Annotated in this window: 26 protein-coding genes and 1 tRNA gene; 13 read left to right on the top strand and 14 right to left on the bottom strand. The window is 61.0% G+C overall.

The genetic code is table 11. The features are described from left to right. Positions 1-717 precede the first annotated feature (717 nt). Complete coding sequence (locus EHF33_RS03390; protein WP_124867891.1) at positions 718-2,145, top strand: mercuric reductase; 1,428 nt, start codon at positions 718-720, stop codon at positions 2,143-2,145. A gap of 33 nt (positions 2,146-2,178) precedes the next feature. Here EHF33_RS03390 and EHF33_RS03385 read toward each other — a convergent pair whose 3' ends face one another. The 4 genes from EHF33_RS03385 to mraZ all read right to left on the bottom strand — a co-directional run bounded on the left by EHF33_RS03385 (position 2,179) and on the right by mraZ (position 5,440). Next, entirely contained in the window at positions 2,179-3,528 is a 1,350-nt protein-coding gene (locus tag EHF33_RS03385; RefSeq protein WP_124867889.1) for a peptidoglycan D,D-transpeptidase FtsI family protein, read from the bottom strand. A gap of 116 nt (positions 3,529-3,644) precedes the next feature. Continuing rightward, on the bottom strand, positions 3,645-4,010 hold the full coding sequence (locus EHF33_RS03380; protein ID WP_124867887.1) for a hypothetical protein: 366 nt from the start codon (positions 4,008-4,010) through the stop codon (positions 3,645-3,647). Beyond that, positions 4,003-4,929 (bottom strand): 16S rRNA (cytosine(1402)-N(4))-methyltransferase RsmH, encoded by a 927-nt coding sequence (gene rsmH, locus EHF33_RS03375; protein ID WP_124872774.1) that lies wholly within the window; start codon positions 4,927-4,929, stop codon positions 4,003-4,005. Before rsmH ends, EHF33_RS03380 begins: the two co-directional genes overlap by 8 nt. An 82-nt stretch (positions 4,930-5,011) precedes the next feature. Further along, positions 5,012-5,440, bottom strand: a complete 429-nt coding sequence (gene mraZ, locus EHF33_RS03370) for a division/cell wall cluster transcriptional repressor MraZ (RefSeq protein ID WP_124867885.1) — start codon at positions 5,438-5,440, stop codon at positions 5,012-5,014. A 247-nt stretch (positions 5,441-5,687) separates the two neighbouring features. Between mraZ and EHF33_RS03365 the strand changes: the two genes are divergently transcribed. The 3 genes from EHF33_RS03365 (at position 5,688) to EHF33_RS03355 (ending at position 8,452) form a co-directional block, all read left to right on the top strand. Continuing rightward, a complete protein-coding gene (locus tag EHF33_RS03365) occupies positions 5,688-6,089 on the top strand; it encodes a DUF423 domain-containing protein (protein WP_124867883.1) in 402 nt (133 codons plus the stop codon). A gap of 42 nt (positions 6,090-6,131) precedes the next feature. After that, positions 6,132-6,926 carry a VC0807 family protein gene (locus EHF33_RS03360; RefSeq protein WP_124867881.1) on the top strand — a complete coding sequence of 265 codons (795 nt, stop codon included), beginning with the start codon at positions 6,132-6,134 and terminating at the stop codon, positions 6,924-6,926. A 362-nt stretch (positions 6,927-7,288) separates the two neighbouring features. Next, the gene (locus EHF33_RS03355) at positions 7,289-8,452 is read left to right on the top strand and encodes an HD domain-containing phosphohydrolase (RefSeq protein ID WP_124867879.1); all 1,164 of its coding nucleotides are present in this window, start codon (positions 7,289-7,291) and stop codon (positions 8,450-8,452) included. 20 nt (positions 8,453-8,472) lie between these two features. Here the strand turns inward: EHF33_RS03355 and EHF33_RS03350 are convergent, their stop codons facing one another. From EHF33_RS03350 to EHF33_RS03340, 3 genes are all read right to left on the bottom strand, one after another. Then, the gene (locus EHF33_RS03350; RefSeq protein ID WP_124867877.1) at positions 8,473-9,237 is read right to left on the bottom strand and encodes a class I SAM-dependent methyltransferase; all 765 of its coding nucleotides are present in this window, start codon (positions 9,235-9,237) and stop codon (positions 8,473-8,475) included. Between the two features lie 178 nt (positions 9,238-9,415). Then, positions 9,416-10,630: a serine hydrolase gene (locus EHF33_RS03345; protein ID WP_241191233.1), complete on the bottom strand. Its 1,215-nt coding sequence runs from the start codon at positions 10,628-10,630 to the stop codon at positions 9,416-9,418. A 387-nt stretch (positions 10,631-11,017) separates the two neighbouring features. Further along, on the bottom strand, positions 11,018-12,484 hold the full coding sequence (locus EHF33_RS03340) for an ABC transporter permease (RefSeq protein ID WP_124872770.1): 1,467 nt from the start codon (positions 12,482-12,484) through the stop codon (positions 11,018-11,020). 181 nt (positions 12,485-12,665) lie between these two features. Here EHF33_RS03340 and EHF33_RS03335 point away from each other — a divergent pair, with 181 nt between their 5' ends. Next, complete coding sequence (locus EHF33_RS03335; protein WP_124867875.1) at positions 12,666-13,445, top strand: hypothetical protein; 780 nt, start codon at positions 12,666-12,668, stop codon at positions 13,443-13,445. A gap of 3 nt (positions 13,446-13,448) precedes the next feature. After that, positions 13,449-14,126 carry an HD domain-containing protein gene (locus tag EHF33_RS03330; protein WP_124867873.1) on the top strand — a complete coding sequence of 226 codons (678 nt, stop codon included), beginning with the start codon at positions 13,449-13,451 and terminating at the stop codon, positions 14,124-14,126. 32 nt (positions 14,127-14,158) lie between these two features. On the opposite strand, the gene EHF33_RS03325 is transcribed toward EHF33_RS03330, so the two are convergent. Further along, positions 14,159-14,234 (bottom strand) — tRNA-Lys (locus EHF33_RS03325). A gap of 92 nt (positions 14,235-14,326) precedes the next feature. Then, a complete protein-coding gene (gene ffh / locus EHF33_RS03320; protein WP_124867871.1) occupies positions 14,327-15,712 on the bottom strand; it encodes a signal recognition particle protein in 1,386 nt (461 codons plus the stop codon). A gap of 113 nt (positions 15,713-15,825) precedes the next feature. Here ffh and EHF33_RS03315 point away from each other — a divergent pair, with 113 nt between their 5' ends. Continuing rightward, positions 15,826-16,497 (top strand): TapB family protein, encoded by a 672-nt coding sequence (locus EHF33_RS03315; RefSeq protein ID WP_124867869.1) that lies wholly within the window; start codon positions 15,826-15,828, stop codon positions 16,495-16,497. 48 nt (positions 16,498-16,545) lie between these two features. Here EHF33_RS03315 and EHF33_RS03310 read toward each other — a convergent pair whose 3' ends face one another. Both EHF33_RS03310 and EHF33_RS03305 read right to left on the bottom strand, forming a co-directional pair. Next, positions 16,546-16,926, bottom strand: a complete 381-nt coding sequence (locus tag EHF33_RS03310; protein WP_124867867.1) for a hypothetical protein — start codon at positions 16,924-16,926, stop codon at positions 16,546-16,548. Continuing rightward, complete coding sequence (locus tag EHF33_RS03305; RefSeq protein ID WP_124867865.1) at positions 16,923-17,816, bottom strand: hypothetical protein; 894 nt, start codon at positions 17,814-17,816, stop codon at positions 16,923-16,925. The genes EHF33_RS03310 and EHF33_RS03305 overlap by 4 nt, the downstream gene beginning before the upstream one ends. Positions 17,817-17,893: 77 nt before the next feature. Here EHF33_RS03305 and EHF33_RS03300 point away from each other — a divergent pair, with 77 nt between their 5' ends. The 4 genes from EHF33_RS03300 (at position 17,894) to EHF33_RS03285 (ending at position 21,632) form a co-directional block, all read left to right on the top strand. After that, positions 17,894-18,247 (top strand): 2Fe-2S iron-sulfur cluster-binding protein, encoded by a 354-nt coding sequence (locus EHF33_RS03300; protein WP_124867863.1) that lies wholly within the window; start codon positions 17,894-17,896, stop codon positions 18,245-18,247. Between the two features lie 261 nt (positions 18,248-18,508). Further along, positions 18,509-19,429 (top strand): ornithine carbamoyltransferase, encoded by a 921-nt coding sequence (gene argF, locus EHF33_RS03295; RefSeq protein ID WP_164473489.1) that lies wholly within the window; start codon positions 18,509-18,511, stop codon positions 19,427-19,429. A 185-nt stretch (positions 19,430-19,614) separates the two neighbouring features. Then, positions 19,615-20,430 carry a DUF4388 domain-containing protein gene (locus tag EHF33_RS03290; RefSeq protein ID WP_164473394.1) on the top strand — a complete coding sequence of 272 codons (816 nt, stop codon included), beginning with the start codon at positions 19,615-19,617 and terminating at the stop codon, positions 20,428-20,430. A gap of 77 nt (positions 20,431-20,507) precedes the next feature. Next, complete coding sequence (locus EHF33_RS03285; RefSeq protein ID WP_124867857.1) at positions 20,508-21,632, top strand: NADH:flavin oxidoreductase/NADH oxidase; 1,125 nt, start codon at positions 20,508-20,510, stop codon at positions 21,630-21,632. Positions 21,633-21,739: 107 nt separating this feature from the next. On the opposite strand, the gene EHF33_RS03280 is transcribed toward EHF33_RS03285, so the two are convergent. Continuing rightward, entirely contained in the window at positions 21,740-22,426 is a 687-nt protein-coding gene (locus EHF33_RS03280) for a septum site-determining protein MinC (protein ID WP_124867855.1), read from the bottom strand. Positions 22,427-22,639: 213 nt separating this feature from the next. On the opposite strand from EHF33_RS03280, the gene EHF33_RS03275 reads away from it, so the two are divergent. Together EHF33_RS03275 and EHF33_RS03270 are read left to right on the top strand one after the other, a co-directional pair. Next, positions 22,640-23,020, top strand: a complete 381-nt coding sequence (locus EHF33_RS03275; protein WP_124867853.1) for a S1 RNA-binding domain-containing protein — start codon at positions 22,640-22,642, stop codon at positions 23,018-23,020. A gap of 152 nt (positions 23,021-23,172) precedes the next feature. Continuing rightward, entirely contained in the window at positions 23,173-23,865 is a 693-nt protein-coding gene (locus EHF33_RS03270) for a response regulator (protein ID WP_124867851.1), read from the top strand. A gap of 22 nt (positions 23,866-23,887) precedes the next feature. On the opposite strand, the gene EHF33_RS03265 is transcribed toward EHF33_RS03270, so the two are convergent. Then, positions 23,888-24,415 carry an RNA 2'-phosphotransferase gene (locus tag EHF33_RS03265; protein ID WP_124867849.1) on the bottom strand — a complete coding sequence of 176 codons (528 nt, stop codon included), beginning with the start codon at positions 24,413-24,415 and terminating at the stop codon, positions 23,888-23,890. Between the two features lie 79 nt (positions 24,416-24,494). Then, entirely contained in the window at positions 24,495-25,268 is a 774-nt protein-coding gene (locus tag EHF33_RS03260; protein WP_124867847.1) for an IS982 family transposase, read from the bottom strand. Positions 25,269-25,323: the final 55 nt, after the last annotated feature.

Raw genomic sequence — 25,323 nt, 5'->3', positions numbered from 1 at the left:
TCGAAAGTGCAACCGGCCGCCCTTCCAAATGCTCCATTTACTTCGCTCCCGTTGGTTTTCGAGCAGAATGGCACCTCTCGGGCCTGCCCGCTCAGTCAAAAAAGAAGCTCTTTTTTGACCACTGCATTACAACTGGAGGTCAACGTGGGGATGAAGTCAAAAATTGCCTTCAACACGGAAGAGACAAAATTGTCCGCTCTCCCGGGACAACACAAGGTAGAGAGGGTTGATGTGAGTATTTTAAGAACTTAGGTAAAAACTCTCATCAAATTTCCAGAGTCACCTGCTGTGAAATTGTCTTTAGCTTCTGCTCGAGAACAAAAAATTAGATGAGAGAAGTCCTTTCTGGTTACCTCGTTTCTTATTTATGAAGAAGCGATAATATCTATAAAAATTTCATTGTTTTGATGGACTTTTTGGTTACTCCGCGCCTGTTTTTGCCGATTGCTGCAAGATGCTTCCGAGCACCGAAGGCAGAAGTCGCGGCTGTCGTCATACTTCCCGCTTGCTGAGGAAGCTTGCCTACATGAACAAGCCGCAGAGGTCAGATGTTCCTCAGCGCCCTGCGGCTGCGCCCAGTGGAAAGTGGTACAGCGCTGAGGGTAATGACAGCTCTCTGTTTCAGCCGATTAAACTGGTGACGAAGTGGGGAAGAAATTCGGCTTTTGCTTTTCTTGCTCCCGTCACCCTCCAGCTTCTCTCACTCAAGGAGTTTTCATGACCTCACCGACCCCCAACGCATCCTCGTCTTCTTCTCCCTCGGCCATCGTTATCGGCGCGGGGCAAGCGGGCGGGCCGCTGGCGGGCGCGTTGTCTAAAGCGGGCTGGCAGGTCACGCTGATCGAGCGCGAACATGTCGGCGGTACTTGCGTCAACGAAGGCTGCACCCCCACCAAAGCCATGATTGCCAGCGCTCAGGCCGCCCACGTGTCCCGGCACTCGCAGGCGCTAGGCGTGCGGGCCGGGGGCGTCACGGTTGACCTGAATCAAATCGTCGACCGCGTGCAGGGCATCGTCAGTGAATTCCGAGAAGGCAGCAAAGCGGGCGTGCTCAAAGCGGGCGTGAAGTTGCTGGATGGGCAGGCCAAATTTACCGGCGTGCGTGAGGTGGAAGTCAGCCTTAATGATGGCACCGTGCAGCAGCTCAGCGCCGATTACGTGTTCATCAACGCCGGAGCGCGTCCCCGCTGGCCGGAGCTGGCGGGCCTGGGCAGTGTAGGCGCGATGACCTCCAAGGACATCTTGCTGCTGCGCGAATTGCCTGAGCATTTGCTCATTTTGGGCGGTGGTTACATCAGCCTTGAGTTTGCTCAGCTCTACGCCCGCTTGGGCAGCCGCGTGACTGTTGTTGAACACGGCCCGCGCCTGATTCCTCATGAAGATCAGGACGTGGTGAGCGCCCTTCAACAGGTGCTGGAAGACGAGGGTGTGACGTTCATGCTGGGCGCGGAAGCGCGAAAGACCGAGAAAGTCGGCGGCGCAATTCACCTGACAATCGAGCAAGACGGCCAAGAGCAAACCCTTAGCGGCTCACATCTGTTGGTCGCCATTGGGCGGGTTCCCAACACTGACGCTCTCAATGTGGAAGCCACGGGCGCGGCTTTAGATGAGCATGGGTTTATTGTCGTGGACGATCACTTGCTGGCTGCCGAACGGGTGTATGCGCTGGGCGACATCAAAGGCGGGCCAGCATTTACCCATATCTCCTACGACGATTACCGCGTCGTTCGGGACGCCCTGCTGCACGGCAAGGAGCGCAGCATCAGCGGGCGCTATGTGCCGTACACCCTCTTCACCGATCCGCAACTGGGCCGCGTCGGGATCGACCGCCAAGCCGCCCTCAAACTTGGTCGCCCCACCCGCGTCTACACCCTGCCGATGAAAAATGTGGCCCGCGCCATTGAAACCAACGCCACCGCCGGACTGATGCGGGCAGTGGTGGACGATGCCAGCGACGAACTGCTGGGCGTTACGGTGCTGGGCATGGAGGGCGGGGAAGTGATGAGCGCCCTGCAACTGGGCATGATGGGCAAGCTGACGGCCACAACGCTGAGAAACGCCACGCTGGCCCACCCGACGCTGTGCGAATCCATCAACAATCTGTTTATGGGTCAGCCGGAAGCGCTGAGTGGAATGGAAAACTAAAAAGGGAAGTGCAGCGGCCCGCAGAGGGGGTGCTTATTTTCCAGTGCTGACTTCCGGCTCTGGAGCGGGCAAAGAAGCCGCTTTGCTGATAAAAGCCGCCGTGATGTCGCGGTAAATTGGAGCGGCCAACATCGAGCCGTGATAATCGTATTTGGCTCCGTGAACCATCACTGCAATGGTGATGCGCGGCTCATCGGCGGGATAAAAGCCCGCGAACACGCTGTCGTAAATGGTGGCGCTGTATTTGCCATCTACCACCACTTGAGCCGTTCCTGTTTTGCCGGCCAAGTCGTAGCCCTGAATTCCGGCGGCGGCGTGAATGCCGTCGCGGATCACGTTGCGAAGGAGAGTGCGGGTGGTTTGGGCCGAATTGACCCGAACCACGTTGCGGCTTTCCCCCGCCGGTTCGCTGGCGACCAGCCGGGGCGAGACGTAGCGCCCGTCGTTGGCCAGCGTGTTGTAGGCGGCGGCGAGTTGCAGCGGTGTAGACGACATGCCCTGCCCGAAGGCGTTGGTGATGCGCACCAGATCGTTCCATTTGCTCACCGGCTGCAAACTGCCGGTTGCCGTGATCATGGTGGGCAAGTCCACGTCCTGCCCGAAGCCGAAGGCGTGCAGATACGCGTAGAGCTTTTCGTTGGGGAAATTCTCGACGATATGCGACATGCCCACGTTGCTCGAATAGCGCAAAATGCCCTGAGTGGTCAGCGTCTTGGGGTGATCCACCGCGTCGTGGATGATGCTGCCCCACCGGCCACCGACAAAGCGCTGCATAGGGGTCTGGTAGGTGGTGTCGGCGGTGGTCAGGCCCTCGTTGAGTGCGGCGGCCACCGTCAGGCCCTTGACCGTCGAACCCGGCTCGAAGCGGTCTAAAAATGGACGGTTGCGCCTCGCCTCGGCGCTGAAGGTCTTCCAGTTGTTGGGATCAAACGGTGGGTAGCTGGCCGCCACCAGCACCTTGCCGGTGCGGACTTCGATGACCACCACGGAGCCGTAGACGCCTTGGTGGGCCTGCACGCCTTTGGCCAGCACACTCTCGGCGGTGGCCTGCAAGGAAGGATCCAGAGTCACGGTGACGTTTTGTCCGGCGGAGAGTTGGGTGTTGTAAGCGGCCTCAATTCCCTCTAAACCGTCTGTCATGCCCATCATGCCGAGGACTTGACCGGCCAGTTTGCCCTGCGGATAAACCCGTTTGCCGTCGACGGTGCGGGCCAGCGTCGTGCCGGATTCGGTCAGGATGCTGCCGCGACTTTGCAGCACCGCCCGCTTGATGTTTTGCGGCAGGCCCCATTCGAGTTGGGCATAAGCCCACACCAACGACATAAACGCCAAGAGGGCAATGGCCTGAATAATGCGGGAGCGGTTGCGGATTTTGATTTCCATTGGCAATTCCTTAAGGAAAATTGGGAGCTGAGTGAGGAACAAGCTCAAGGTTAGTTAAAGAAGAAATGGATTATCCAAGAGCGGGTGAAGCTCACGGACGCGCCGAAGAAGCGCAGCTATTTCCAACGGGTGCTGATTTGAAACGAAGTCGATTCGGGGGGTAAGGCAGGCAGAGCGGGAAGAGCGGCAATGTCGCTGCTGATTTTTTTGGCTTGGGCGTACGGCACCATGCCCCGGGCGTTGGCCCAATCGAGCAGGCGCGGGCCGGTGGTCAGCGTCTGGACTTCGAGTTCGAGGTGGTCGCGCTGGGTTTGCAGGGTCAAGATGCTGGCCCGCAAATCGCGCAGTTGCGGGTAAGTTTCGCGCGTGGCGTAGCGGATTCCCAGCAGCGCAGCGGCCAGCAGCACGTAAAGACTGGTGTAGCGCAGCGCCCGCGCCCGCCAAACGGCCAAACTGGCTTGCAGGGGCAGAGGACTACTCACTGGCCTGCTGCTCCGGTTGCTGCTCGGTCAGTTGCTGGCCCGGTAGCTGAGTTTCGACTTTGCGGGCGGCCCGCAATTTGGCGCTGCGGGCGCGGGGGTTGCGGCTCTGCTCGTCTTCGCTGGCCTCGACAGGGCGCTTGGTCAGCGCTTCGAGCTGCGAATTGGTTTTGAGGAAGCGCTTGACGATGCGGTCTTCCAAGCTGTGAAAACTGATCACTGCCAGCCGCCCGCCCGGCGCGAGGAGAGTGGACGCCGCTTCCAAGCCGCCCCGGAGTGCGCCGAGTTCGTCGTTGACATAAATTCTGAGTGCCTGGAAACTGCGCCTTGCCGGGTGAATGCCGCGTGCGTGTCCGCCCGGATAAGCCCGTTTGATGATCTCGGCGAGTTGGGTGGTGGTGGCAATCGGCGCTTTTTCGCGCTCTGCCTCAATGGCGCGGGCGATGCGGCGCGAGTGGCGCTCCTCGCCGTATTCAAAGATCAGGGCGGCGAGTTCTTCGGTGGGCAGTTCGTTGATGACATCGTAAGCGCTCTCGCCTTCCTGACTCATCCGCATGTCGAGCGGCGCTTCGGTGTGGTAACTGAAGCCCCGCTGGGCGTCGTCGAGTTGAAAACTGCTGACGCCGATGTCGAGCAGCACGCCGCTGACCTGCGTCACACCTTGCTCGGCCAGCAGCGACACCATGTCGCGGTAATTGCCCTGCAAAATACTCAGGCCTTCCAATTCGCCCAGCCGCGAAAGGGCGTAAGGGTCTTGGTCGATGCCGTAGACCTGCGCTCCGGCTTTGAGCAGCAGGCGGGTGTGGCCCGCGCCGCCGAGTGTGCCGTCGACAAACACCTCGCCGGGCTGCGGGTCGAGCGCTTCTAAGACCTCGGCAGCCAGCACCGGCAAGTGGGTCAGGGCGTCTGAAGAACCGTCCATTTCTGGTTGAGGAGCGGCGGTGGTTTTGCGGGAAGCGGATTTGGTCTTGGTCGTGGGCACGGCAAATTTTCCTGACGCGGCGCTAGGCCACGAAATTGATTAAGAGTTCGGGATGCGGCGGATTGTCTTGAACCGCTTGAATCACGGCGTCCCAGCGCTGCGGATTCCACAGCTCCAAGCGCCCCGGTGCGCCGGCGACCACCACTTCGCTTTCCAAAGCAGCGAAACTTCGCAGCGGTTGCGGCACCATCAAACGGCTCTGGGCATCTAAGCGGGCTTTGCTGGCCCCCGAATAAAAAAATCTCACGAAGGCCCGGCTGTGGGCGTCGGTGAGCGGCAAGCCTTCAAGCTGCTCCTCGACGCGCTTCCAACCTGAAAGCGGAAAGAGGTACAAGCAGCCTTCCATACCGCGCGTCAAAATGACCCCGTCCTCAACAAATTCACGAAAAGCCGGTGGCATCACCACACGGCCTTTGTCATCTACTGCGTAAGGGTATTCTCCGAATGGCACAGCCGCTGCTCCTGATCCGGCTGAGGAACTGATGTGCCGCCCAGTGCCAAAACATGCGCCCACAGCGGCGTTTTCTCGCCGGATAGGGTGAGTCTAACACCGCGTCCCACCTTTTACCACCATTTCCCACTTTTATGTCCCAATCTGCCTTAAGGCGCTTCTTCTTTCCCACACCGCCACTCAATTCCTCAGCGAAAGAGTCGGTTTTGGGACATCCGTTGCCACTGCCCGCGCCTAAACTCAGCCTATGACTGAACTTGGAAGCCTCAAGACTCAGGCGTCGGCTGCGCCCAAACTCAACTCGGCGCTCAGCGGCGCGGTGCTGGCGGGCACGGCGGTGGCGCTCGGGGCGTTCGGCGCTCACGCCCTCAAGGCCGCCATCAGCGCTGAGAACCTGGCGATTTTTGAAACGGGCGTACGCTATCAGATGTATCACGGCCTCGCGCTGTTGGTGCTGGGCGCGTACCCGCAGCAGCGGCGCGGCGCGGCTTGGCTGCTAAGCGGCACCCTTATTTTTTCGGGGAGCTTGTACGTTTTGGCCCTGACCGACACCAAATGGCTGGGGGCCATCACGCCCATCGGCGGCGTGCTGCAACTGATCGGCTGGGGCTGGGTGGCGCTCGACGCCCGCAAGAACAGGGCGAGCTGAGCGTCTCACTCGCCGTTCTCTGCGCGTGAGACAATGGCGCTCATGACTGCTCCTCCCACCAAGCCGCCGCGCAAAAAAGCGGGCATTCCCAAAACTGTTTGGGATCTGCTGTTTACCCTCATTATTCCGATTGCCATTCTCAGCCCCAACATCTTGGGCAGCGGCATCAGCATCAGCGAGCAGGTCTTTGGCGGCGGCGTCGCCGGCAACGTGCGGGCGTATATCCTCGCCGCGCTGATTCCGGTGGCGTATGTGCTGACCGACCTCCTGATCAACCGCACCGTCAGCGGGATCGCCCTGCTCGGCGGCGCAGTGGCGCTGGTGCGCGGGGGGCTGGCGTTTTGGTACTTAGACGGCGGCCCGCTGTTTGCTTTCAAAGACAGTGTGCCCGCGCTGCTGTTCGGCGTGTTGGCGCTGGGCAGTCTGCTGACCAAAACGCCGATTTTCAGAGTGGTGCTCGACGCCTCCACCCTCACCGAAAGCCCCGAAAACCGCGCCGCCACTCAAAAAGCCCTGCACGACAGTCAAGTCAACCAAGCGGTGCGGGCCGCTACCGTTTCCTACGGCATCGTGGAATTGGTCTCGGCGGTCATCAATTATTTCGTGAACCTTCGTCTGGTGGTTGGCAAGTTCGGCAGCGACGATTTCAACGCGCAGGTGGCGCAGGCCAATGCCGTGATGAGGATTCCCAGCTTGGTGCTGAGTGTCATCGGGGTGGGCGTGGGCATCTGGCTGATTCAGTTGGCCGTCAAAAAGCGCTACGGCAAAGAAGCCGACATCTTTTCGCCGGAAAAGCTGGCGAGGTTGCAGGAAGTGGAAAGCTCAAGCGGCATTTGACTGCCGATTTAAGTTGCCCTTCTTGAGTGTCGCCTTTAGAGACAACGAAACCTCGCCACCTCCGGCGGGGTTTTTTGCTGATCCTTCGGTAGCGCTCTGCCTTTTTCGTGCGGTTTTTCACACTTTGGGTCGCGTGATTCAAGTTGGACGTGTGAGGGAACTGTAAGCGGCTACAGGTGAGACTAAAGCAAGAAAGCTCGTTTCAAGAGTCTCTGATGCTTGGCACAGTTCACTTGACCCAAAATTCGATATAAAGTTCATGAAGATTCGCTTATTGCCTCATGAACTGCAATTTATCCACCAAAATGACCTTAAGGGAGCAAAAGCTGATGACTGTCAAAATGAATTTCACTGATCCATCAATGACTGCTGCTTCGGCACCTGATAACCGTGACTTAACAGCACAAAGCGTTCTGCGCCTCGTTCACATTGCGCTGGAGGCTAAAGATCTGGGAACCGGCGTGGTGCCGACGTTAGATGAGTTGATTCACCACACGGCTGCGGTGGGCGCGGCTTACTTTCAACTCAAGCTGCCTTCCGGTGAAGTCCAAAGCGCTGCGCTGCCGCAGGCCCTGATCTATCAGGTGCGGGCCGCCGCTGGCGAGATGCCCACGACGCCGGGAATGCAGGCCGTGGCCGCGCACGGCCTGCCCTCCGATACGCCTCTCATGCAGGCGCTGCTGACGCGCCGCACACCGATGTTTTTTGACAACACGTCGGTTCGTCCGGAAACGATCGGGTTTCCTGAATTGGGGGTGGTGAGTCTCGCCGCCGCGCCCGTGATGGGCAAGCGGGGAGAGCTACTCGGCGCGTTTTTGATGCACACCTTTGAAGCCCACACCTGGACGGAGGAAGAAGTCCGGTTGTTTAGCAGTGTGGTGGGCACCATTGCCGCCCTGATGGCGCGGTTGGCGGCCGAGGAGCAAGTCAATGCCGCCCGCGAATCGGCTTTGCGGGCGCTGGGACTGGCTTTGGAGGCCCGTGACCGTGAAACGCAGGGGCACACCGACCGCGTGACTGCGCTGGCCCTGCGCTTGGCCCGTCACTTACACCTCGGTGAAGAGCAGTGCCAAGCGCTGCGCTGGGGCGCGTACCTGCATGACATCGGCAAGATCTCCATTCCCGATCATATTTTGCATAAACCCAGCTCGCTCAGCGAGGATGAGTTTGAGCTGATGCGAAGCCACGCGGAAGTGGGCCACCGTTTTGCCAGTTCTTTGGGCTTTTTGCCGTCTGAATCCCTGGAAGTGGTGCTGCACCACCATGAAAAGTGGAATGGCAAAGGCTATCCCCGTCAGCTTGCAGGCAGCGACATTCATCTGCTTGCCCGAATCTTTAGCTTGTGCGATGTCTACGACGCCCTCATCAGCGAGCGGCCCTACAAACGCGCCTGGACGTTGGAAGAAACCCACGCTGAGCTGGCCGCTCAAGCGGGCCATCATTTCGACCCGCAAGTGGTCAGCGCCTTTTTTGAATTGCTGCGCGGTGACGCTGCGGGGGCAAGCAGCAATGCGCTGATCAACTGAACGGCTACGGCCTCACAGACTTACTTCACTGCCAAGGCCCGCAGCCGCACATAATCGGCCACCCAGCCCTGAGCCGTGTGCAGCTTGGGGCGGGCCAACTCCTCCGCTCTGGCGATCACGGCGGCCCGCTCGGGCTCACTCAGCGGCGCGAGCCAACTGGCCCCGAAACCGTGCAGCCACGCCCGAAAGCCGTCCTCACCGACCAAAAGCGAGGGGCGTTTGAACAGGTGCAGGCGCTCTACCGTAAAGCCTGCTTCTTCCAAGAGGGCGGCCAACTGAGCCGGACTCGGGAAAATCCAGACATGCTCCAGCGCAGGTAAACTCAAATCGCTCAGGGCTTGCTCAACGGCTTCCCGCACCGCCAGCACATTCGCGCCGCCGCCCATTTCCAGCGCCAATCGCCCGCCGGGGACCAAGGAGAGCGACACGCCCGAGAGCACGTTGTCCAGCGGCTTCATCCAGTGCAGGGCGGCGTTGCTGAAAACCGCGTCAAACTCGGCGCGGTAGGGGAGGGTCTGGGCGTCTTGAACATCAAAGTTCACGGCGGGGTGCTGGCCCCGTGCGGCGGCGATCATGGCCTCCGAGGCGTCCACGCCCGTGACGGTTGCGCCAGTCTGGGCAATTTGGGCGCTGAGTTCGCCGCTGCCGCAACCCAGATCGAGGACGCGCTCACCCACTTGGGGGCGCAGCCAGTCGGCCACCAGATCGCGGCTGGATTCATAGACAAAAGCGTGGCGGTCACGGTAATGCTCGGCGTTCCAGTGATCGGGGGTTGGGGTGGTCATGTGTCTCCTTTTCGTTCGGTTCAAGTTCGTAGGGGTCAAGTTGAAACTCGGCGGCCTTTTCGGAGCCTAAAAAAGCCCCCAGCGCTCAGGGCGTGGGGGCCGAGTGAAGTGCTGAACTCAGCTCTTCCGAACCCCACTGAGAAGAAGAAGAAGCGAAAGCGCTTGGGCGTTCATCGTTTCACTTTAGCAGAGGGGAGCGGGCAAGCTCCGAGAGGGCCGCGTCGATCCAATTGATTAGCGCCGGAATCTGGCGCTCCATGTCTTCGGCTTCCAGCGTGCCCGAGCCGTCATTGAAATAAGCGTAAGCGATCCGCTGTCCGCCCGCGAGTTCGGCGTAGCCGGTCAGGGTCAGCATCCGCCAGCCGCTGCCCGCTTTATGGCCCCAGTAGACGGCCTTGAGTTGCGGCTGCTTGGGCTGGCAGCATGACTTTGCCAGCCAGCTCCGAAACAGCTTGCGCGTCGGCGCTTTGAGGTCGTCTCCGCTCAGGGTGCGGGCCAGAAGATCGGCGTAGCTCTGCGGCGTGCTGGTGTTCTGCAGCGCCAATTCCAGTTCGGGGGCGTAGGCAGGGCCGTGAAAATAGCTGTCCAGCGCGGCCTCCACCTGCGGCCCAGTCAGTTGCTGAGCGCGGGCATTTAAACGGCTTGCCCACTTGAGCCGCTCGTCGAACGGCAAGCTGGCCGCGCTCACCGCGCCCCGCACCAAATCGGGGAAGACATCAGGCATCAGGCCCGCCTGCGCCGCCCACCAGGCTTTGGTGGTGTGCAGCAGGGCGGTGCAGGGGCTGAGCGCATGCACCGCCCGAGCGATTTTTTCAGGCCCGAGGCCCAGATACAGCAGATCGGAAGCGGTGTTGTCGCTGCGCTCCAAAGAGCGCTGGGCCAGCGCCGCCACCGTGTTGCGCCCGGCAGGGTAGGCTTCAATGCTGCGCTTGGCGGGCGTGGTGGTGATCAGTGCCCGCAGGCTCAGCCGCCCCGCGTCCACTTCTTGCAGCGCGGCCCGCACCACCAGGGGCTTAAAAGCGCTTGCCAGCGGAAAGAGGGTATTGACCTGGCCGAGCGCCAGCGCCCTAACGGGCTGCAACTGCTTATCGTAAATGGCCGCATAGAAGCCCACCCGCCCGCTGACTCCGCTGGGAAGCGGCTGAGCAGGTGCGGGGTTGGCCGCTGCTGCGCCACAAGTCGGGGCAAGCGGAGCGCTGAGGGGCGGTGGATTGAAAACTGGCTGGGCGGGCGCGGGCTTAGGGAAAATGGGGCTGGGTTGAACAGGCTTGGGTGCAACGGATTCAGGCGTAAAGGGCGGCGTCGGAATCCGGACAAACACCGGAACGGAATCTGCTCGCCCCGCGCCGCCGAACAAAACAACGAGACTGAGCAGCATCGCAGGGAGCTTCATAGGTGGCCAGCTTAGCGCGGCGGCTTTGGATCCGAACCCATTAGGAAAATAGTTTGGACACTGTGCGGAGGGCGTTTCGTCTCAGGTTTTTGCTTCTTCTACCTGAGACGAAACTCCTTCCAGCTCGCCTAGTATGGGCAGATCTTTTGCACAGCGCCCACGACTTGACCGCCCCACAGGTTGGCAAGTTGGTGCAATTGACCAACTGAAATGCCGGAAGCTCCATGCCGAGCGCAGCGACCTCCTTCTTCGTCAAGGTTGTGAAGACACATGAACGCAGCCAATTGAGGTGAGGGGCCGCCCCCAAACGTAGGGCCAGCAGTCCCCACTGGGGCGGGGAAAGCCAACGCAAAAGCCCAAAACTTAAGCCAAGAACACAGCGCCTCCTCAAGCCACTTCCCCTTCCCCTCCGTCCAGCACAGTAAATGCCCCCAGCGCCAGGCCCAACAAAATGGTGGCCAGCGCACAAGCCTCGCCTAAATTTTGTGCGCCGGGCCTGCCGAGCCGCTCATACAGGCCGGTGCTGAGGGTGGCCCACTCGGGGCGGGTCAGCACCAATGTCGCTCCGAACTCGCCCAGCACCGTGGCGAGCGAGAGGGCTGCGCCGCCGCGCAGGGCGGGCCAGATCAGCGGCAGGGCCACCGTGCGGCTGGCCATCAACGGGCTGGCTCCCAGCGTGCGGGCGGCCTCCAATGCGCGGAGCGGCAGGGCGCGGAGGGCCGGCAACAAACTGCGGGTAATCAGCGGCGAGGCGATCAGCGTATAAGCGGCGATCAGCAGCCCGAGTTGCGCCGCCCAAGCCGGATACGTCAGCAAATAGCCTACCCCCACACTGACTGGAGAGAGCATTAGCGGCAGCAGCGAAAGGGCGTCGAGGGAACGTGAGCGGCTCAGGTACGCGCCCAAAGCGTGTGATGCGCCCAAGACAACCGCGCCCAGCAAGGTAAAGCCCGCGAAGCGCAGCGTGTTGTACAGCATCAAGCTCAGCGGCGGGTCGTTATCGGGGCTGACGAGGCCGCGCCAAAACGCCAACGTCGGGCCGCCCACGCCGGAAAAGCTGCGAATGACCACCGCCAGCAGCGGTGAAAAGCAGATCAGCAAGGTCAGTGCCAATAAGCTGAACAGTGCCAGCGCTGCCGCGCCCCGCGCCCCCGGCAAGGTGCGGGCGGCTGAGGTCACTGCTCCGGTGGTCAGTCTGGTGTAGATCAATGTGGCCGCCAGCGTGACCACCAACTGTCCCAGAATCAGGGCGCTGGCCTCTGGCAGCCGCAGCTCGTAAGCGGTCAGGGTATAAATCTCGACTTCCAACGTGGCGTACTTCTCGCCGCCCAGCGTCAGCGGCAAGCCGAATGACAGAGCGCTATACAAAAACACCAAAATTGCTCCCGCCGCCAAACCCGGTAGGGCCAGCGGGAGGGCCACCGTCAGGGCCGCTTGCCAGTGACTGGCTCCCAGTGTGCGGGCCGCTCCGGTCAGGCTCGGCGGCACGCGGGCAAAGCCGCCGTAAGCGAGGCGTAGCATAATCGGTAAATTAAAAAACAAATTGCCCAGAATAATCAGCGCCGGGCTGTCCGAGAGGTCTAGGCCAGTCAGCTGGGTGATCCATCCGCGCGGCCCCAGCAAAGCGGTCAGGCCCAGCACCGCCACCAGCGTCGGCGTCACAAACGGCAACAGCAGCAGCCGCAGCAGGCCCAGTTTGCCCCTCAGGGCGTAGCGCGAAAGCAAGTAAGCCAGAGGCCAAGCGATGGCGGCTCCCAGCAGCACGGTGAGGCCCGCTTGGCTGAGTGTCCAACCCAATCGGCCCAGAAAATACGGCTCTCGCCAGATGCTGAGATTGATGCCGCCCACCCGCATCACGCTGATGAGCGGCCACACCAAAAAGACACCCAAAAAGCCGAGCGCGGGCAGCGCGATCAGCCAACCGAGAGCGGGAGAAGAAAAACGGCGCACCCGCTTACGGTAAAGCTTTTTCACGGAGCCAGCAGGGAGTAGCCTCACGGCCCGTCTTCACATCTCCAGCCTCTAGCATGAGCTTATGAATTTGTTCGGCTTTCTTGGTCACTACCCTTGGCTCGGCTACTTGTCAGGTGCGCTACAACTGATCTTTCTGGTTCACGCCATCACCACCCGCCGCCCCACCTATTGGTTTTTTATCTTGTTGTTCGGCAGTTATATCGGCGTGCTGGCCTACCTCTTTTTGGAAGTGCTGCCCGGAATGCGCGGCAACGCCCGGCGGGTGTCCAGCACCTTGCAGCCCGCGCTAGAAAATCTGCGGCCACTCGAGAGCCGCATCCGCGAAGTGAGAGAGCGCACCGAGGAGAGTGACACCCTGCAAAACCGCGCCGACCTCGCCGCCTTGCTGGCCCGCGCTGGTCGCGAGGATGAAGCGCAGGGTGTATTGGAGCCGCTGCTGACCGGCATTTACGCCGATGATCCGTTGGTGCTGCTGACCAGCGCAGAGCTGTCGATGGCAAGGTGCGATCCAGCGGCGGCGGCGGCGCATTTGAAGCGGGTCGACCTCAAAACCAGCGCCTCTATTCGTACACGCACACTGACGCTGCTGGCGCAGGCGCAGGCCGAACAAACCCTGAATAGTGAAGCCGAGGCCACCTATCAGCAAGCCCTTATCGGCGCGACCAGCGAAGAACCCCGCGTGCGTTACGCCGCTTTTCTGATTGCCCAAAACCGCAGCGCCGACGCGAAGCGCGAACTGGACATTGTGGCCAAAACCGAGCAGCGGGCCAGCCGACTTTATAAAGGCCAGGAGCGCGAGTGGTTCAGCATGGCGGGCAAGCTGCGGCGCGAATTAAACTGAAGCATGTCTACTTCTGCTCCCCTCCTGACCACCAAATTTCAAGAAGCGCTGGTGCTCGCTGCCCAGTGGCACGCCGCCCAAACCCGCAAAGGCAGCGGCGTGCCTTACCTCTCGCACCTTCTGGGCGTGGCTTCGCTGGCCCTCGAATTCGGCGCGAACGAAACCGAGGCTATCGCCGCCCTCCTGCACGACGCGCTGGAAGACGGCCCCCACAACACCGGGCGCAGCCACCAGGATCTCCGCGCTGAGATCGTGCGGCGTTTTGGCGAAGAGGTGGCCCGCTTGGTGGATGCCGCCACCGACGCGACCCCCGATCCGCACGGCCTCAAACCCGATTGGGCCACCCGCAAACGCGCTTACCTCGTTCACTTACCTCAGGTGTCGGTGTCTGCGCTGCTCGTCTCGGCCTCCGACAAACTCCACAACAGCCGCAGCATTTTGGTGGACACCTTTACCGATGGCGAAGGTGTGTTTGAGCGCTTCACCGCCGGGAAAAACGGCACAGTGCAGTATTACCGCTTGCTCTCCGACGCTTACCGCATGGCCGCCCAGCGGCCCGAAGTCGCCGCCCGCCCGCGTTTGCTGACTTTGTTCGCCGAGTTGGAACGTACGGTGAGCGCTTTAGAAACGGCTTTGGGATTCGAAAAAGAGGCGGTGCGGGTCTTTACGCCGCTGGGGTAAAACAAAAAACACCGCACTAGACGGTGTTTGTTTGGTGGGACGTGTAGGGCTCGAACCTACGACCCGATGATTAAAAGTCATCTGCTCTACCAACTGAGCTAACATCCCTTTCTGGTGCGGCCGCGCTCGTAAGCGGGCGAAAGGGAGTATAGGGGTCAAGTCCCTCCATTGTCAAACGCGGCGCGTACCTGAGCGCACAATCAGCGGCGCGGCAGCTTGGGCGGCAAAACCTGATTGGGCTGCAGGGCCCGCCCGCCTTTCATGCCTGCTCCTTTCATGCCGCCCCCCAGCGCTCCCATGCCTTTGCCGCCGCTCATGCGCTGAAGCATTTTCATCATGTCCTTCATCTGCTCGTGCATTTTGACCAGTTTGTTGATCTCGCTGACCTGGGTGCCCGCGCCCGCCGCAACGCGCTTGCGGCGCGAGGCATTCAAAATCTTGGGATTGCGCCGCTCCTTCATCGTCATGCTGGAGATCATCGAGTCGATTTTGTGAATCTGCTTCTCGTCGATGCTAAATCCTTCCGGCAGGGCGCGGCTCATGCCCGGAATCAGCTTGATGAGGTCGCCGAGTGGCCCCATCTTGCGAATCTGGCGCAGTTGATTGAGCAGGTCTTCAAGGTCGAATTCTTCGGCCTTCTTGGTTTCCATGCTCTGCAAATCGGCTTGCTGCGCCCGCTCGATCAGGCCCAGCACGTCGCCCATTCCCAGAATGCGGCCCGCCACGCGGTCAGGATAAAATGGTTCCAAACCGGTCAGCTTTTCGGAGGTGCCCGCGAAATAAATCGGCTTGCCCGTTACGAAGCGTGCCGAGAGCGCCGCCCCGCCGCGTGCGTCGCCGTCCATTTTGGTGATGATCAGGCCCGATAAGTTCACCCGCTCGTCAAAGGTTTTGGCCACGCTCAGCGCCTCTTGCCCGGTCATGGCGTCCACCACCAGCAGCGTCTCGGTGGGCTGCAAGGCGGCCTGAAGGTCGGCCAACTGGGTCATCAAATTTTCGTCGATTTGCAGGCGGCCGGCCGTATCCACAATCACCAGATCGCGGAAATCTTGCTGCTGAAATTCATTCAGGCGCTGTCTGGTCTGGGCGGGCGTTTCGCCGTTGGCGACTTCCAGCACCGGCACACCGACTTGGTTGCCGAGGGTGCGGAGTTGCTCGCGGGCGGCGGGGCGCTGGGTATCGGCGGCAATCAGCAGCACCCGGCGGCCTTTTTCCTTGTAGAACTTGGCCAGCTTGCCGGTGGAGGTGGTTTTGCCCGCGCCCTGAAGGCCGACCATAAACACCACGTTGCCTTCATTTTTGAGGGTCGGCTGCTTGGACTCGCCGCCAAGCGTCTGAATCAGCTCATCGTGAACCAGCTTGACCACCATCTGACCGGCGTTGAGGCTGCCCAGCACTTCTTGCCCCACCGCCTTCTCGCTGACGCGTGAGACGAACTCTTTGGCCACGCCGAAGTTCACGTCGGCCTCCAGGAGGGCCATCCGAATTTCGCGCATGGCGACTTTGACTTGCGCGTCGGTCAGGGTTTTTTCACGCTGGAGGCGTTCCAAAATGTCTTGCAATTTGTTGCCGAGGGTCTCAAACATGCTTTATACGCTAGCAGAACTCAGCCGCCAAAAAAGCGGTTTGGTCGCTGCGGCTCTCAGTAAGCCGGGCACGGTGGGGTGTATCATCGAGCTCAATTCACAGGAGGCCCCGCATGCGTTTTGAGAATGCCCCGTCATGTCCTGTTCAGCGCCCCCAATCGCCCCGCCCATTGGTGCTCAGAGCAAGCGCTGTCTGCGCGGGCGCACTCGGCTTTTTGTCGGTGGGCAGCGCCTTTGCCGGAGCCTGTGACCATCCTTATTTTGCCAACGCCGGCACGTTTACTTACCGCACCACAGCCGCAGGACAAGTCATCACCACCACCAGCACCATCAAGCTTTCCGGCAACACCGTCACGGTAAATGGAGAAACTTCGGGACAGGCTTACAACGTGGTCTACGACTGTAGAGGCGGCCAAATCAGCATCAGGGCCGGGAGCCAGCAAAAAACCGCGATGATCATGAGCAGCGTGCCGCCCGCCAGTCAGTGGAAAAACGGTTTTGTTTGGAAGTCGGCCGCGACGATTGGCAGCATGACCAGCCAGACGACCAACCGCATCGTGGGCAGTGAGCAAGTCACCACTCCTGCCGGAACATTCCAAGCCCTCAAGGTGCAGTCCAGCACCAGCATGGATATCAGCAAAATGTTTAAAGGCCAAAAAGTGCCGCCCGAAATGGCCAAAAGCATGAAGGACGTTCAAACCACCGCTTGGTATGCCAAAGGCGTCGGGGTCGTCAAACAGGTGTCGCCGAACTCCAGCTTGGAACTCATCAAGGTCAGCCGCTGAGGAGCGCTTCAAACACCTGTTCAGATCAAGGCTGAACACCCACCTGCTTCAGCGCCGCCCGCCCATGTTCTTTGGCGGGCCTTTTTTGACGCCGGCGAAGCGGTTTTTCTCGGCGCGTTTGGCAATCCGGACTTGCGAGGCCTGCGCCGCCGTCGGCTTTTGGCCGGGCTTGACGGGGCGCGGCGCGGGTTGGCCGACCAAGGTGTCCAGCGTCATCAACTTGAAAAAGGGGATATACACCACCGTGATGAGCAGCAAGGTGCCCCACCACGTTTTGAGATATGCGCCCAGTCCCACTGCGTACACCAGCGCCTGAAGCAGCGTGACCACCAACACGAACAGCAAGGTGCGGGCCAGGATTTTGAGCAGTTTGGTGCGGTTAAAGCCGGGAGCGGGGTCGGCGGTGGTGAGCCAAGTCCAAGGATTCATGAAAGCTCCTGTGAAGGGGTGGAGGAGACAGCCAACAACTCGGCGGCAAAAGCGCTGAGCTGCGGCTGGAAGTGGCGCGGCTGCTGAGGGTCGAGCTCAAGCAGCAGAGCAGGTTTGCGGGCCGTCTGCTCAAGGCGGGTCAGGGCGCTGAAGGTGGCGGCGTCGCGCACGGTGCAGGCGTAAATCAGGCCGCGCACCGCGCCTTTGCCTTCCAGCCACTGCTGAGCGCCGTAGAGGTCAGCCTCGCCTGCCGGAAGCGCTTTGCCACTGGGCAAGGTGAACCGCTGGCCGCGCTCACGCAGTTGCTCACGCGGCAAGTCGCTGGCCCACACCGCAAACAGCCCGGCGCTTTCGAGTTGGCCTCTCAGCGGCCCGATCAAAAATTCGTCGCGCAGCAGACTGGCCGGGCCGATCACCGCCACGCTGGTCTGAGAAGCGCGGCTCAGTGTCGGTACTTGTTCGCGCACCGGCAGCGAGAGCGGCTTGGCTTTGCTGAGCGCCAAGCGAACCTGCCCGGCGTTGTGGGTGAGCTGCTGGCCGAGTTCCAGCGCGGCGTCGGTCATGGCTGAGCCGCCGTCCGGTACGGCCTTGAGCGTCGGCAACCCGCTGATCCGGCGTGGCAACAACTCGGTGAGGTCGCTGGCCCAAGCGTCTTGCCACACCGCTAGGGTTTGCGGCAGCAGCACCAGGTCGACTTGGCCGAGTTCAATGACGCGCCCCAGCACCAACTGCACCTGAGCGGGCGCGTCGGGCAAGCTCTCAAAGCCCAGGGCAAAAGCGCTCTCGGCGGGCAGATGGGGCGTCACCACCTCGAGGCCAAGTTCTTCCAAAAAAGTAGTCCAGTAGCGCGTGTAGCGTGCGCCCAGAACGTCCAACAAACCAACTTTCATCCGCGTAGTCTAGCGGACTTGCGCGGCTGGATTTGCTCGCTTGCTCTCTGCCGCTTCAAAGCGGGACAATGCTGGGCATGATCACACTGACAGTAAACGGCTACGGAGAATTTCAAGTTCAAGACAACGAGCGCTTGGTGCTGGCTTTGGAGCGCAGCGGCGTGGACATTTTGCACCGCTGCGGCGGCGTGGCCCGCTGCACGACTTGCAAGGTGGAGTTCAGTGTGGGCGAGCCGTTTCAAATGACGCAGGCCGAACACGACAAACTCGAAGAAAAGGGCCTGAGCGGCGTGCGCTTGTCGTGCCAAATTCTGTGCCAGCACGATATGACGCTCACGCCTGTGCAGACCGAGAAAAACAGCGGCTTGGAAGCGGGCAAGACTCCTGCCGAAACAGTCGAGCCGGAACCCGTTTGGATCGAGCGGAGCTGAGGCGCGGCTTTTAAGAAAGTGTGTTCAGCGCCTGTGTGCTGGGCGCATTTTAATCCGGCCGATGTGAGCAGGAAAAATACTGATGCCGCGTTGTGGAGCTGGAATCAGGCAGAATCGGTATACAGCTATTCGTGTAATTTGCATCTTCATGCAGTAAACTTGCATCTTCATGCGTCGGGCCGTTAGACTGACCGTCTGATGCTGACTTCTTCTCTGCCTTCTCCGACGCTGCTGACCGCCGACACTTTGCCTGCTCCGGTAATGGCGGGGCGCGACTTTTTATCCAACCTCGATATGACCAGCGCCGAGCTCCGCAGCGTTCTGGACACCGCCGCCTCGATGAAGCGCGGTGAGTGGCGCGGTGTCAAGCCGCTTGCGGGGCTGTCGCTGGCGCTGGTTTTTGAGAAAGCCAGTTTGAGGACCCGCACCACTTTTGATGTGGGAATGTACCAACTCGGCGGCCACGCCATCACCCTGTCGAATCAAGAAATCGGCCTCGGCCAGCGTGAGCGCGTCAGCGACGTGGCCCGCAACTTGGAGCGCTGGGTAGACGGAATCATGGGCCGGGTTTATTTGCAGCAGACCCTGCACGAATTGGCCGACCACGCCTGCGTTCCGGTCATCAACGGGCTGTCGGACATGCTCCATCCGGTGCAGCTGCTGGCCGATTACCAGACCATCGAGGAGGAGTTGGGGAGCGCGGCGGGCAAGCGGGTGGTCTACATCGGCGACGGCAACAACCTTGCCAACAGCCACATTCATATGGGCGTGCTGAGCGGCTCCGACGTGACCATCGTGACGCCGGTGGGCTACGAACCCAACGGCGGCGTGCTTCAGGGCGCACTCAAGCGGGGCGCGGCCGTCACGCTGACCAACGACCTCGCAGCGGTGGAAGGCGCGGACGTACTGTATACCGACGTCTGGATTTCGATGGGCCAAGAAGCCGAAGCCGACATTCGCCGCCGCGCTTTTCAGGGCTACCAAGTCACGCCGCAGATGCTGGAGACAATCGCCCCAGACGGCATTTTTCTGCACTGCTTACCGGCCCACTACGGCGAAGAAACCGTGCCGGAAGCCACCGAACATCCCAAGAGCCGTGTGTTTGACCAAGCCGAGAACCGCCTGCACGCTCAAAAGGCCCTGCTGTATCATCTGCTGGGCGCGGCCAAGCCGAGGTGGTGAAGCGGTCAAGGCGCTGAGAGCGGCCGCCGCTTCCCGTGCTTGATCAAATCGAGGTCACTTGCTGAAAGGAGGAGTTTCAGCCCACTTTTCCCGCGCTGTTGGGTTAGGCTAGAGACGATGCGGCGGCTTTGGTTTTATTTGGTTTGGCTTGTTGGTCTGCCCACTCGCTTCTCACAGGGAAGGCCGTGAGCCAGTCCAATGACCTGGAGTCGTTCGATCTCATCGAGCTGCTCTCGGTGCTGGCAAAGGGAGCCAAAACGGGTGCGCTCCGCATCTACCGGGGCCAGCAGATCTTTACTTTATGGCTCTCGAGCGGGCGGGTGCGCCGGATGGACGGGGCGGGCTTTGACACGGGCGCAGCGGTCTTGGCCCAGCTCCTTGAAGACCCGAGCGGACGCTTTCATTTTGAAGCGGACGAAGTGGTTCCCTTTCCCAATCTCGATCAGTCGCACGACGCCTTTGCTTACGCTGCCCTCAAGCGGATGCCGCCTCCGCCGCTGAAATTTGACGGCCCGGGCCGCCTGGAGTCGCCGGAGCGCTTCGCAGAGTTGACTTTAGACTTATACGAACAAGAAGTCCTGCGCGGCGTGGCCGAAGGCAAGCCCCTTTCAGAATTGGCTGCCGCCCGTGATCCGAGGGCCGCGCCGCTGCTGGGCCGCCTGACCCGCCTGCGCTTAATTGGTGAGCGCCGCACGCGGGTGGCCCGCTTGGTGGTGCAAGTTCAGCGTCAAGCGGGCGGTCGCCAAGGCAGCAGCGCGGCCATAGACGAAACGATCTTCCGGCGCTGGCGCGAGGCGGTGGGCGGTCACATCGAATATATCCAGGTGCGCGAGGAACGCAGCGGCAAGGTGTATCAAATGCCTGTCAGCGCGGCAGCCGACGCCGGCACTTCTTTGCAGCTCAGTCCCGAACTGCTGATCCGAACTGGCCTGAGGGCTGGAGACGCGGTACTGGTGCGCCCAGTGACGGCGCTGACGGGTGCCGAACCGAACTCCAGCTGAAAGCAGCACCAAGCAAAGTTAAATTCGGCTTTAATCAAGTTGAGAAAGCTGGGCAGTGCAGCCGCCACAATACGTCCATGACTTCTTCCTCTGCTGAGGGCTTTACGCTGTCCGGCAACGGCTCGTCCAGTCCTGTGCTGCTCAGCCCGCTGCGTATCGCCCAACTGACTCTCAAAAACCGCGTGGTGGTCTCGCCAATGTGCATGTACAGCGCTGAAGACGGCTTTGCCAACGATTTTCATTTGGTGCATCTGGGCCGATTTGCACTGGGAGGCGCAGCTTTAATCTTCACGGAGGCCGCCGCCGTGAGTCCAGAAGGCCGCATCAGCCCAGGTGATTTGGGACTGTGGAACGATCAGCAGATCGGCCCGCTGGCCCGCATTGCCGACTTCGTGCATCAGCACGGCGCACTGATCGGCATTCAGCTGGCGCACGCTGGGCGCAAAGCCGGGATGTCCGCGCCTTGGAAGGGCGGCGAACTGGTGCCTGCGGAAGAGGGCGGCTGGACAGTGCTGGGGCCAGACGTACACGCTTATTCGCCGCGCTACGGCTCGCCGCACGCCATGAGCCCCGAAGACATCGCGCAGGTGGTCAAAGACTTTACCGCCAGCACCCGCCGCGCTGTGATCGCCGGATTCGACACCCTCGAAATTCACGCCGCGCACGGCTATTTGCTTCACCAGTTTCTCTCGCCGCTGAGCAACAGCCGCCTCGATCAGTACGGCGGCACTTTAGAGAACCGCGCCCGCTTGCTGCTGGAAGTCACCAGAGCCGTGCGCGGAGTCTGGCCCGATCATTTGCCGCTGTTCGTGCGCCTGTCGGCGACCGACTGGGCACCCGGTGGCTGGGACATCGAGCAGACCGTAGAAATCTCCCGCCAGCTTTCCCGCGAAGGGGTGAACGTCATTGACGTTTCAAGCGGCGGCCTGACGCCAGATCAGCAAATTACTGCCGGCCCCGGCTACCAAGTGCCGTTTGCCGAGCGCCTCAAGCAGGACACCGACCTGACGGTGATGGCGGTGGGCATGATCACCGAGCCGCAGCAAGCCGAGCAGATTTTGCAGGCCAAGCAAGCCGATTTGGTGGCGCTGGCCCGTGAACTCCTGCGCGATCCGCAGTTTGTTCAGCGGGCGGCGTGGCAATCTGGCCAAACGCTAGACGTGCCGGTGCAGTACCAGCGGGCGTGGCCGAAGCCCGAGTAAGAAAAGGTTTGACAAGATTCCGGACGCTGCGCCGGAAAATGAGAGAGGCCAGCGGATGGTGTGTGGGGCAGTGGAGCGGACAAGACCGTTCCACTGCCCCATTGCTCCTACCTCGGCACGTGGCTGGCTTCAATCACGATCTGGCCGTGTTGCAGCCGCGCCACTTCGGATTCCACTCCGCTGCTGAGTTTTCTCATGCTGCTCAGGCTGCTGCCCTCGGGAGCGCGGGCCACCGCTCCGGCGATGCGGATCTGGGGGCTGGCAATCGGTCTGCCCCAGACAATCGCGCTCTCGCGTCCGTCGGCTCCGGCGTGGACGACGCCCCTGAGCGCTCCCAGCACGATCACGTCACCGCCCGCCACCAGTTCCGAGCCGGGATTCACGTCGCCCAGCACCACCACGCTGCCGCCGTATTCGCCCCGGAAGCCTGCCCGCACGCTGTTGGGCAGCACGACGGTGTGGTTGTCCAGGCTCTGGGTGATGTTGCCCACTGGCAGGGCCGCTGTGGGCAGCGCGGTGCTGGAAGAGGACGGCGCTGAACCTTGCTCGGTGATCAGAGCGGGGCTGGGGGCCGTCACGCGGGGAGCGCGAACTCGGCTGATGCTGCCGCCCGCCGCCGCCACCGCGCCGCGCACCGCGTCGAGGGTGTCGAGGTGGGCTTCAATGTCTATTTCCAGCGTCACCTCGCTGGCCAGCAGCGCGGCGCGGGCAGCCAGCGGCCCCGCCACCGACTGCGGAGTGTCTGAGTCGTCGAGCTGGATATTCAGGCCGCCAAGTGTGCCGCGAAACTTCATGTATCTCACTTTACAGCTTCGGGGGGCGCTGTGCCGCGCCTCCGTGTCGCTTGTTGGCAAGGCAGGTGGGGGCCGAGGGAGCGTGGGCTGCGTCCTGCTGGGCTCCTGGCACAGTTTGCAAGCTTGTTTACACTCACTCCAAAGTGTGCATCTATCCGCAGTGCGTCTCGATGGTGTATCATCGGCGCATGCTTCTTTTGGAGGGCACTCTTCGTGCAACTTGATTCCGGCGCGGTCGCTGAAGGCCGCGTCACCCGCGTCACTGACTTCGGGGCGTTCATACAATTCGACAATGGCGAAACTGGGTTGGTTCACATCTCCCAAATTGCCCATTCGTTCGTTCGCAACATCCACGACCATGTCCATGAGGGCGACACCGTGGACGTCAAGGTCTTGGGCCGAGACGAACGCGGCAGACTTGATTTGTCGATCAAGGAACTGCTCGAGGAACCGGAAGAAATTCCGCGCCCCCGCGCCATTGGCCGCCAAAGCCCGCAGTTTGAAGCCAAGCTGCGCTCGTTTATGCGCGACGCCAAAGAGCGCACCACCGCAGGCGGTAAAAAGCCGACGACGCCCACCAAGCGCAAGAAGTAAGCGTTTTGGTGTAGGTGTCGACAGCAGTGCTGGGCAGCTTTGAAGGTGGCTGAGGAGCAATTGGAGTTCTAGGGTCTGAGCGAAAAGGTGCTCAGACCCTTTCGCTTTGCTCGTTTGAGCCGCCGCCTCCACCTTGCTCTAAACTGGCGGACATGGACGTTTCAAATGAGGCCCAACCTGCCCTGCGGGGGCGTATTGTTTCACTGCTGCTCGTCGACGATCATCCGGTGGTGCGCAAGGGCACCCGCGAACTTTTTGAAGGCCAGAGCGATCTTCAAGTGGTGGGTGAGGCCGACAGCGGCGAAAGCGCTGTGCGGCAGGCCCGCGAACTGCTGCCCGACGTGATTTTGATGGACGTTTCGATGCCCGGCATGAACGGCATCGAGGCCACCAAGCTGATCAAAGCCGAGCGCCCCAGCGTGGGCGTGCTGGTGCTGACCAGTTACGACGACGACGCTTACGTGTTTGCCCTTCTGGAAGCGGGCGCGGCGGGCTACATCCTCAAAAATGCGGGCGAGGAAGAACTGCTCGGCGCGGTGCGGGCGGTGGCGGCGGGTGAAAGTGCTCTGACGCCAGCGGTGGCCCGCAAAGTGCTGACCCGTTTCAGCGCCCAAAGTACCCCGAGTCCGGTGGACGACTCGCTCTCGCCGCGTGAACTCGAAGTCTTGCGAATCGCCGCTTCGGGCCGCACCAACAAAGAAATTGCCCGCGACCTCGATATCTCTCCGCGCACCGTGCAAGTTCACCTCGCCAATATCTTTTCCAAATTGGACGTGGGCAGCCGCACCGAGGCTGTGCTGTACGGCATCAAGCGCGGCTGGATTGACCTGAGCGCAGGGGAGTGATGCTGGAGTTCCCCAAGTCAATTTAAGGAAAGACCAAAAACTGACCCGGCACCTCGTCCACCAGCCAGACGCCGTTTTCGGAGCGGTAAAAGAGGTGTCCTCTGGCGTGCATCAAACCGGAGCGTACCGTCAGAACCACGGCTGGGCCGCGCCTCGCACCCACGCGGTGGGCCGTCTCCACATCTGGCGAGAGGTGAACGTGGTGGCGCTGCATAGGCCGTAGACCGCTAAGCCGAATACGGCCGAGCGCGGTGGCCACCGTGCCGTGATACAGGACGCTTGGTGGCTCGGCGGGCAGCAGCTCCAAATCCACCGGAACGCTGTGGCCTTGGTTGGCGCGAATTCGCTCTCCGTGCAGCGAAAAGCGCTGTTTGTCGGACTGGGCCACCACCCGCTCCACTTGCGGGCGGCTGACGCCCAGATGCATCAGGAGCGGCGCTAACGGCACCCAGCTGCCCACTTCTAAACTCAGGCCCGCTTGGTGCGGTGCGTGCCGGAGCAGATACGAGAGTTGGTGAGAGAGTTGTTTGTCGGTCACTGGACTGTTCATCTTTCCAGTCTTGCCCTCAAGGCGGCGCGGCGCATCGGCCAAACAACTTATGAAGATTCCGGTCAATGAGTTACGCCGTTTAGGGCTGAGCGAGATTGTGGGCAAGCACGGCCAGCACGACACGCAGCCGTAAGGCGGCTACGGTTTTCGTTTGTGCCGAACGAATTTGGGCGTTGACCAGTTGAGAAAAGACCGTTTCAATACGTTTGCGGAGCTGGGGGTGGCGGGAAACCCGCCACCCCGTGTCATAGCGAGTGTTTTTCTTGGGTGGAAAGACGAACCCTAAGCAGCAATAGCCTTTACCGCCAATGATCTTCGGGCCGTCAAAGTCCGGCCAACGCTGGTTGAGTTCAAAACCGACCGTCGTGTCGTGGAGATTGGCAGGTTTCACGAGATATTGGAGAATCCGGCCTTGAGGGCTGACCCAAGCGTGAAGCTTGTATCCGAAGACATGGCCTTGTGTGCCGTACCCCCAGCGAGCACCCGGAAACGCACACCCCTTCGCCCGCTTGGGACGACAGACTGGGAGTGGCATGGAGTCAATGATGACCCCCGCACACTGCTGTGGTGGGCTGACCACGGCCTCCAACTGCGCGAGGAGCCGGACGCCACGTGTGTAGGCTTGGGTGTAAGACGGAAGACCGGGACGGTCTTCACACAAGATGTTCCACCATACTGAAGCGTAGGGATGCTTGAAAACAAATCGCGTCAACAGCAAAGCGACGAGCATCGCGTCGGTCATTTTTTGATGTTTACAGCGCTTCGTATCCCAGAAGTAACGTTGAGACCAGCGATGAAAGAAGCGGATGACCGAACGACGGGTTAAACTGTGGTGGGGACGGTATCTGTACATACCGTCCCCATTTTCGCTGTCCACGTGCATCCGGAGTCAACCTCATCGCACCCCT

The sequence above is a fragment of the Deinococcus psychrotolerans genome (assembly GCF_003860465.1).
GTDB classification, from domain to species: domain Bacteria; phylum Deinococcota; class Deinococci; order Deinococcales; family Deinococcaceae; genus Deinococcus; species Deinococcus psychrotolerans.
Note: the sequence above shows the minus strand (reverse complement) of the source record. Positions and strands in the feature narration are given on the sequence as shown.

Coding starts and splice junctions, on each gene's coding strand:
- EHF33_RS03390 (WP_124867891.1), top strand. CDS start 718: ATGACCTCACCGACCCCCAACGCATCCTCGTCTTCTTCTCCCTCGGCC.
- EHF33_RS03385 (WP_124867889.1), bottom strand. CDS start 3,528: ATGGAAATCAAAATCCGCAACCGCTCCCGCATTATTCAGGCCATTGCC.
- rsmH (WP_124872774.1), bottom strand. CDS start 4,929: ATGGACGGTTCTTCAGACGCCCTGACCCACTTGCCGGTGCTGGCTGCC.
- EHF33_RS03365 (WP_124867883.1), top strand. CDS start 5,688: ATGACTGAACTTGGAAGCCTCAAGACTCAGGCGTCGGCTGCGCCCAAA.
- EHF33_RS03360 (WP_124867881.1), top strand. CDS start 6,132: ATGACTGCTCCTCCCACCAAGCCGCCGCGCAAAAAAGCGGGCATTCCC.
- EHF33_RS03355 (WP_124867879.1), top strand. CDS start 7,289: ATGACTGCTGCTTCGGCACCTGATAACCGTGACTTAACAGCACAAAGC.
- EHF33_RS03350 (WP_124867877.1), bottom strand. CDS start 9,237: ATGACCACCCCAACCCCCGATCACTGGAACGCCGAGCATTACCGTGAC.
- EHF33_RS03345 (WP_241191233.1), bottom strand. CDS start 10,630: ATGAAGCTCCCTGCGATGCTGCTCAGTCTCGTTGTTTTGTTCGGCGGC.
- EHF33_RS03340 (WP_124872770.1), bottom strand. CDS start 12,484: ATGCGGGTGGGCGGCATCAATCTCAGCATCTGGCGAGAGCCGTATTTT.
- EHF33_RS03335 (WP_124867875.1), top strand. CDS start 12,666: ATGAATTTGTTCGGCTTTCTTGGTCACTACCCTTGGCTCGGCTACTTG.
- EHF33_RS03330 (WP_124867873.1), top strand. CDS start 13,449: ATGTCTACTTCTGCTCCCCTCCTGACCACCAAATTTCAAGAAGCGCTG.
- ffh (WP_124867871.1), bottom strand. CDS start 15,712: ATGTTTGAGACCCTCGGCAACAAATTGCAAGACATTTTGGAACGCCTC.
- EHF33_RS03315 (WP_124867869.1), top strand. CDS start 15,826: ATGCGTTTTGAGAATGCCCCGTCATGTCCTGTTCAGCGCCCCCAATCG.
- EHF33_RS03310 (WP_124867867.1), bottom strand. CDS start 16,926: ATGAATCCTTGGACTTGGCTCACCACCGCCGACCCCGCTCCCGGCTTT.
- EHF33_RS03305 (WP_124867865.1), bottom strand. CDS start 17,816: ATGAAAGTTGGTTTGTTGGACGTTCTGGGCGCACGCTACACGCGCTAC.
- EHF33_RS03300 (WP_124867863.1), top strand. CDS start 17,894: ATGATCACACTGACAGTAAACGGCTACGGAGAATTTCAAGTTCAAGAC.
- argF (WP_164473489.1), top strand. CDS start 18,509: ATGGCGGGGCGCGACTTTTTATCCAACCTCGATATGACCAGCGCCGAG.
- EHF33_RS03285 (WP_124867857.1), top strand. CDS start 20,508: ATGACTTCTTCCTCTGCTGAGGGCTTTACGCTGTCCGGCAACGGCTCG.
- EHF33_RS03280 (WP_124867855.1), bottom strand. CDS start 22,426: ATGAAGTTTCGCGGCACACTTGGCGGCCTGAATATCCAGCTCGACGAC.
- EHF33_RS03270 (WP_124867851.1), top strand. CDS start 23,173: ATGGACGTTTCAAATGAGGCCCAACCTGCCCTGCGGGGGCGTATTGTT.
- EHF33_RS03265 (WP_124867849.1), bottom strand. CDS start 24,415: ATGAACAGTCCAGTGACCGACAAACAACTCTCTCACCAACTCTCGTAT.
- EHF33_RS03260 (WP_124867847.1), bottom strand. CDS start 25,268: ATGTACAGATACCGTCCCCACCACAGTTTAACCCGTCGTTCGGTCATC.